We start from the raw sequence: 7,018 nt of genomic DNA on the forward strand, positions 1-7,018 counted from the left end.
GTCAGTGATCGACGGCCAAACCGCCTTGGAGCGCGATGTCAGCAGGCTGTGGAGGAATCGCGGTGCTCGTTAGCGATGTGCTGCTGCATTGCAACGAGCAGTTCCACCCATTAGCGTCGCAAGCAGTCGTTCTCTACTGCCCGTTACTCAATCAACTCTCTCGTCACGACAGCGCACTCTTGCGCCGTCACGACGCTCCAGCTGCCCGATGTACTTCGCCACCCCGCATCAGGCGCCGCGCGATGTCGGCCGTTTGCAGCGTCCCGCGTTCAGTCGGCGAATGGGCCGCGAGATAGCGGACGACCGCGATGAGAACATGCCGGCCCTCGCCAGTATTGCCCCACGCAGCGAACTGCCGAACGCCGGCCTCCAGCATCTGATAGGCATGGAAACCCGCATCTTCGCGCAGCACCGCAAGGGCAAGTGTGCCGATCAGCGCCTGCGGCGGATGGCCGAGCGTGAGGTGCCGCGCCACCAGCCTTGCCGCAAGATCAACCTGTTGCTGCCGGTCGAGGGCGTCGAGCAACGCGGTGCGGATCGCCTCCTCGTCGGCAGGAAGGTCGTCGAGTCGATCGTTGCCGTCGCCCGGAAGGCGGGCCGGCGGCACGTTCAGATACCGGGCAAGGTAGAGCGCCATGGCGCCATGCATGATGGCGCGTATAGCCGTGACATGGCCGTCGATGCCTGCGTTCCCGATGCGCGTGAGCATCTGGTGGAGCGCGTTGGCATGGGTGAAGACGTGATGCGCCGTCTCCCAGTCAGCGTGCTCGTTGGCATTGCCGAAGCGGGCCACGCGCAGCGCCGCTCCGTAAGCGAGCGACTGTCCCAGGTCGGCAGGCGCGGCGCCTGCGCGGATCGCTGCTTTCAGCGCATCAATGATCTTCGCTGGATCGTCTCCGAGCAGTTCCTGGGCGAGCGACGCGTGGTTCGACCAGCCTTGCAAGCCGCGCCCGGCAGCGAACAGTTGCCCCATCTGGCTGGCCGATTCGTCACACAGCGCGACAAGATCAACGGGCTGACGCCAGGCGGTCGACTCCTCGGCGCCACGCGCAGTCACCATCTGGGCGACGATAGTAGGCAGCACAGCCGACGCGTGCTCCCAGCCGATCAGGTCGAGGCACTCAAACGCCTTGTTGGTGAAGTCGAGCGAATGACCGGTGTCGGCGAACGCCCGTCCGGTCACGGCCGACAGCAGGGCGTCGGCGAGCACAGAGGGTGAGAGACCGGCGGCAATCGCCGTCAACAGGGTGCGCTCGGCCGCCTCGCGATGGCGCACGTTTGTCCAGAGGCGCAGCCAACGCTTGAGCGTGGCCGGCTCCGGCCGGCTTCCAAGCGGCGCACGTTCCTGCCGCGGCGCTTCGCCTTCGCAGTCCGCCGCTACACGGCGCGCGCCATGAAACAGGGCGAGATAGGCGTCCTCCCCCGGCAGCACAGGCAACAGATTGGCGAGCGCCGTCAATATCGTGAGACCGACGCCCCAGCCGTCACGGTTCCGCGCCCCGAACACGGCCACCTGCCGCACGATATCGGCCGCTGGCACGTCGGCCGCGAGCAGACCATGCACGGCTTTGGCGATGACGAGCCCAAGGTCATGTGCGAGCCCGTCCGCGAGCCGCTGACGCCAGTGCGCCGCGGGATCGGAATATCCAAACGTGGTCGCCACCCAGACGTCGCCATTGCGCAGTTCGACCGCGCAGCCTGGTACATCGTCCGCCCAGAGGTCGAACGTGCAGCCGCTTTCCAGATCGAAACGGGCGTGGTGCCAATGACAGGTCAGGATGCCGTCCTCGACAGAGCCTCGCTCGAGCGGGAAGCCCATGTGGGGGCAACGATTGTCGAGGGCAAAGACGCGCCCGCGATCATAGATGACGAGGATTGGACGATGGTGGCCTTGCACAACGAGCCGGCCCTTCTTCTTCAGCTCCTCCAGGCTCCCCACGAGCACGAATTCGTCATTCGGTGCATCCATGCGCATAACCTCCCGCATTCGTCCCTTCACGGACGTCGTAGGCACGCCCGGTCTTTCGTCAACAAAAGCATACTCTCATGCAAAACGCGATTGGCGGGAGGGCGGTTGATTGCTTCTGGCTGTCACGCGTGCAGGCTTGACCAGCTGTAGTTCTATCACGCGCTACCTGGGCGCCGCGCCCGTCGGCGAAACTTCCTGCTAGCGCGGCCCAACGATGGCCGTACAGACGGCGTACACTTCAAATACGGCGCAGCTGCCGTATCGGAGGTTGCTATGGTCCGAAAGTTCTCTGATCTGTTCAGGCGGCATCCAATGACAGGTGCCCCTGATGAAACGGCCCACGCGGAATCTCAATCTCAACGGGATGAGCACGCGCGGTTTGCCCAGACGCAGGCGAAAAAGCTCTGGGAAACAGTCAGTCGTCGTCGCCACAGGGATATGAGAGGCCGTTAAGGGGGCGACCTGGACGAACCCATCGTCCGGAAACTCGAAGTGCGTAATTCGGTGCCCCGGCGTGCTCCGGCTACTGGGGCCTCCGGCATCGTGTTTCGGGTATCCGGGCAGTTCCGTCGCGCTGCTCACGTTCTGCATCGGTGATGCGGTCGTCGCGTCGGTGTCAAACCTCGGACCCTGCCGCGCCTGGCCGGAGCGCATTCGAACTCTAATCTCCGCGGCGGCATGCACAATCTACCCACTGCGTAGGTCCCGAACCAACGCGATTCTGCATGTCACGTGCCAGGGGCGCTACTTGCGCAGCGTTTCAAAGGCGAGCCAGTCCGACCGAAATACCGTGGGGCGTCAGGGCGCCTTGTCACGAAGTGCCCGCTGAGCGCGCGCGAGTCCTGGCACACGACATGGAGAGATGAACAGCGCGGCTACAGCGCCCCGATGAAATCCTTCCACACTGTCGCTTGCATGGTCTCGGTTGCGGCATGACCATAACCCCGGATGATCAGCGCAGCGAGCTCAAGCTGTTTGAGATCGTTCGACTCGACAATGTCCACGACGTCGAATCGCCCGAGTGTCAGATAGCTGTCTTTCCAGGTAACGGAGGGGCATTCAGCTTTGATCTTCTCCGCCACGGTGTCGGCGATCTGTTTGAGTTCCCTGGGGTCCTTGAACGCGTCAGGAGCGAGACGGCTGAGGATAACGTAGGTAGCCATGGAATACCTCCGTGCAAAATTGCTCCGCGAACAGGTACGGCAGTCACGCTTAAGCGGACGACCACCCGTCAGGCGGTGCGTTGCTGTGCCTCTTGATTATAGTAAGGTCCCCTGTCGTTAAACCCTGAGGTCGCGGGCCTCGCTGGTCGTTTTTGCCAGCCGGTAATACGCGACGGGTCGTCAGCCTCACGCAAAGCCCGTCCATGAAGGGCCGAAGGACTTTCACTGTGCGCAGGACGCACCCAGGACGGCGCAACGGCCGGGCGAGTTGCGCGCAACCCGCGTCAAGGGATTCCCCACAGTGGTGGGCTCATGATCTCGTCATAGTCGGCGAACATGATGTTAAAGCTGATGCTCACACGCGGCTTCGCGCTCGTATTTGCGGACACGGAATGGGGCAGCCAGGCCGGGAACATTAACAATGTGCCTTCACTGACCGGCAAGACCACCTGATCCGTGTTGTATGCCGTTAACTCAGTGACAGGCGGACGAATAATTGCAGTCTGCGGGCGCGGATCGTGAAAATTGATCGTGTCCGCGCCCGTCTGGGAGCGCAGGTAGTACACGCCGCTCAGGAAGTTGTTCGGATGACTGTGCATCGCGTGTGACCCGCCTGGCGCGAGCACATTGATCCAGCATCCGGTGATGCGAAATGAGGCGTCGGCTACCTTGAGAAAGATGAGCACATCGCGCGCTGCCTGTTCGATGAGCGCAATCAGCGCAGCGAGCTCGGGCTTTCCATGCTGCTGATGGCCGGATTGCCACGCAGCCCCGCCGCTACCGCTACGGGTGCCATCACCACTCCGTATCAGGCCGTCCACGTACGCCATCAGATCCTGATTCAGTGGTTCGTAACACGCGGGTTCGAGCCGGCGCTGCCATACGAACGTCGGAAAAATGCGGACGATATCCGCAGTGGAAGTGGAGACTACCATTGCCGTGCGCGTGCCGCGCTGTATGGGACACCCATTTGTCACTATAGGTCGGAAGTCGGCACCTGTTTGACGCATCACGTAATCAAGAACATCCTGGAGCGGTGACGAGCGCGACGCTCCACCGTTCGCGACGCCGCTCGCAACATCTCGCAGTCCATACGCGTTGTCGACGTATACGACGACTGCAACACACTCCTCACCTGCAACGCAAGCGCGACCTGCAAGCGAGCGACGTTGGCCTCGATCTTCGAACGCTCACGTGACCGACCGCGTTGCACGCTGCAAATCAGTCAGCGCAGCAGCGCGTCAATCGATCGCAACTCGCGTAAACCCCGGTAAATGAAATCGCCACGCGTAAGAACCCGGTAAGCGGGCGCTTTTAACGTACTACCGAGCGCATCAAAAGAACAATGCGTCTAAACAGCGTGCGCGAGTACATCGCACCACGTCCCACCGGAACGCCCAAGTACATGTGGATTGCCGATCGTTCCGGCCCTACTCGAACGAGGCATTCGTTCAGACAATGAAGTGCTATCCATGCAGGAGACGTAGATGGACCTGAAACTCGCAGAGAAGATCAAATCGAGCGCGACGTATCGCGAACTGGTGCGAACGCGCTCGAGGCTCGGATGGACGCTCACCGCCCTCGTGCTCGTCGTCTACTATGGCTACGTGCTGCTGATCGCGTTCGATAGAGGCATGCTCGCCGCGAAGATCGGCCAGGGGGTGATGACCTGGGGCATGCCGATCGGTCTCTTCGTGATCCTGTTCACCGTGGCGATCACGGGTTTCTATGTGCGTCGCGCCAACAATGCCTACGACGAACTCACCGACCAGATCAAGCGGGAGGTCGCATGAAGGCTCGTCGATTGCTCGCATCGAGCGCGCTTTTCGCCGCTTCCGCCAGTTGCTTTGCAGCCGGTGCCGATCTTGGTCAGGCGGTCAAGCAGGCAACTAATTGGACCGCGATCAGTATGTTCATCGTGTTCGTGATCGCGACGCTCTTCATCACCAAATGGGCCGCAAGGAAAACGCGTTCGGCTGCGGAGTTCTATACGGCGGGCGGCGGGATCACCGGCTTTCAGAATGGACTGGCGATCGCTGGAGACTTCATGTCTGCGGCATCCTTTCTTGGCATCTCAGCCGCTGTCTATGCGAACGGATACGACGGACTCATCTATTCGATCGGCTTTCTGGTGGGCTGGCCGATCATCACGTTTTTGATGGCCGAACGGCTGCGCAATCTCGGCCGCTTCACGTTCGCCGATGTGGCTGCCTATCGCTTCAGGCAGGCCCCGATACGCGCGTTCGCCGCATCAGGCACGCTCGTCGTCGTGGCGTTCTACCTGATCGCGCAGATGGTGGGTGCGGGACAGCTCATCAAGCTGCTGTTCGGCCTCGACTACTGGATCGCGGTCGTGATCGTCGGCATGCTGATGATGGTGTACGTGCTCTTCGGCGGCATGACCGCGACCACCTGGGTGCAAATCATCAAGGCGTGCCTGCTTCTCGCGGGAGCATCGTTCATGGCGTTCATGGTGCTATGGCAATTTCATTTCAGTCCGGAGGCGCTCTTTGCGAAGGCCGTCGAGGTGCACGAGAAAAAGGCATCGATCATGGGCCCAGGCAACTTCATCAAGGACCCGATTTCGGCAATCTCCTTCGGCATCGCGTTGATGTTCGGCACAGCGGGCCTGCCGCACATCCTGATGCGCTTCTTTACGGTTCCCAATGCGAAAGAAGCGCGCAAGTCGGTGTTCTGGGCGACCACGTGGATTGGCTATTTCTACATTCTCACTTTCATCATCGGCTTTGGCGCGATCGTGCTGGTGAGTACCAATCCCGTTTTCAAGGACGCGGCAGGCAAGCTGCTCGGCGGTACCAACATGGCGGCCGTGCATCTGGCGACCGCAGTCGGCGGCAACGTGTTCCTCGGTTTTATTTCGGCTGTCGCGTTCGCCACGATCCTCGCCGTCGTCGCGGGCCTCACGCTCGCCGGCGCGTCGGCGGTATCGCATGACCTCTATGCGACCGTGTTCAAGCATGGCAAGGCGTCGAGCGCAAATGAACTGTTTGTTTCGCGCGTGACGACGGTCGTGCTGGGCATCGTTGCCGTCGTGCTTGGCATTGTGTTCGAAAAGCAGAACATCGCATTCATGGTGTCGCTCGCCTTCGCAGTGGCGGCTTCTGCCAATTTCCCTGTGCTGTTCATGTCCGTGCTGTGGCGCGGCTGTACGACGCGCGGCGCGGCCATCGGTGGCTTCCTCGGGCTACTCTCGGCCGTATTGCTGACGGTTCTGTCGAAGGCAGTGTGGGTCGACGTCTTTCACTATGCGAGCGCGCCGTTTCCGTATGCATCACCCGCGCTCTTCTCGATGGCAGCTGGTTTCTTCGGCATCTGGTTCTTCTCGGTGACTGACAGGTCCAATCGCGCGCGCATCGACCAGGCCGGTTTCGAGGCGCAGGCCGTGCGTTCGGAAACAGGCATCGGCGCTGTGGAAGGCGTCAGCCACTAAACACACAAGGCGCAACTTGAAGGCCAAGGTCGGTGTTTGCGTCGCGGCGGACATCGACCGGCCAGCTTCCCACGGTGTCTGGAAAGAGATCGGCATTGCATTGCGTGAACTGTATCAACGCAACAACGATGCGCAGCCATAACGAGAAGACATTTGCGGAAATCGGGGACGCACATGGCAAGCGCAAAGGAACGCCTGGCTTATTCCGCAATGGGCTTCAGCGTCGATTACCCGCCCAGCGCAATGATTGCCATCGTCAGTACGACGCCCAGTGCGATCATGGCGAAGCCTGCTTTCGTTGCCCCAGCCCCGGTGTAACGCCCCAGCGCAAAACCCGCGATGAAAAGCATCACGAGTGTGAGCACGCGCGAGGCGATCAGTGCCGTCGTAAGATCCTTGACGACGAGAAACGGCACCGCAACCGGGAATGTTCCG

General features: G+C 61.3%; 6 protein-coding genes and 1 pseudogene. 3 read left to right on the forward strand and 4 right to left on the reverse strand.

All coding sequences use genetic code 11. The features are described 5' to 3' along the window. Window positions 1-187 precede the first annotated feature (187 nt). From BMW76_RS23975 to BMW76_RS23990, 3 genes are all read right to left on the reverse strand, one after another. Window positions 188-1,969, reverse strand: a complete 1,782-nt coding sequence (locus BMW76_RS23975; protein ID WP_218162552.1) for a Rieske (2Fe-2S) protein — start codon at window positions 1,967-1,969, stop codon at window positions 188-190. Between the two features lie 875 nt (window positions 1,970-2,844). Further along, window positions 2,845-3,132 (reverse strand): GYD domain-containing protein, encoded by a 288-nt coding sequence (locus tag BMW76_RS23985; protein ID WP_090869651.1) that lies wholly within the window; start codon window positions 3,130-3,132, stop codon window positions 2,845-2,847. 284 nt (window positions 3,133-3,416) lie between these two features. Further along, window positions 3,417-4,067: a 2OG-Fe(II) oxygenase family protein gene (locus BMW76_RS23990; protein ID WP_090869653.1), complete on the reverse strand. Its 651-nt coding sequence runs from the start codon at window positions 4,065-4,067 to the stop codon at window positions 3,417-3,419. 552 nt (window positions 4,068-4,619) lie between these two features. On the opposite strand from BMW76_RS23990, the gene BMW76_RS23995 reads away from it, so the two are divergent. Genes BMW76_RS23995 through BMW76_RS42480 form a run of 3 tightly spaced genes read left to right on the forward strand, consistent with a single transcriptional unit; the run spans window position 4,620 to window position 6,725 of the window. Then, complete coding sequence (locus BMW76_RS23995) at window positions 4,620-4,925, forward strand: DUF485 domain-containing protein (protein WP_090869655.1); 306 nt, start codon at window positions 4,620-4,622, stop codon at window positions 4,923-4,925. After that, window positions 4,922-6,583 carry a cation acetate symporter gene (locus BMW76_RS24000; RefSeq protein WP_090869657.1) on the forward strand — a complete coding sequence of 554 codons (1,662 nt, stop codon included), beginning with the start codon at window positions 4,922-4,924 and terminating at the stop codon, window positions 6,581-6,583. The genes BMW76_RS23995 and BMW76_RS24000 overlap by 4 nt, the downstream gene beginning before the upstream one ends. A 16-nt stretch (window positions 6,584-6,599) precedes the next feature. Further along, entirely contained in the window at window positions 6,600-6,725 is a 126-nt protein-coding gene (locus BMW76_RS42480) for a hypothetical protein (protein ID WP_281248545.1), read from the forward strand. An 85-nt stretch (window positions 6,726-6,810) separates the two neighbouring features. On the opposite strand, the pseudogene BMW76_RS24005 reads toward BMW76_RS42480, so the two are convergent. Further along, a pseudogene (locus BMW76_RS24005) lies at window positions 6,811-7,018 on the reverse strand (hypothetical protein); the annotation flags it as partial.

Origin of the sequence: Paraburkholderia diazotrophica, from assembly GCF_900108945.1 — a bacterium.
Lineage (GTDB): Bacteria > Pseudomonadota > Gammaproteobacteria > Burkholderiales > Burkholderiaceae > Paraburkholderia > Paraburkholderia diazotrophica.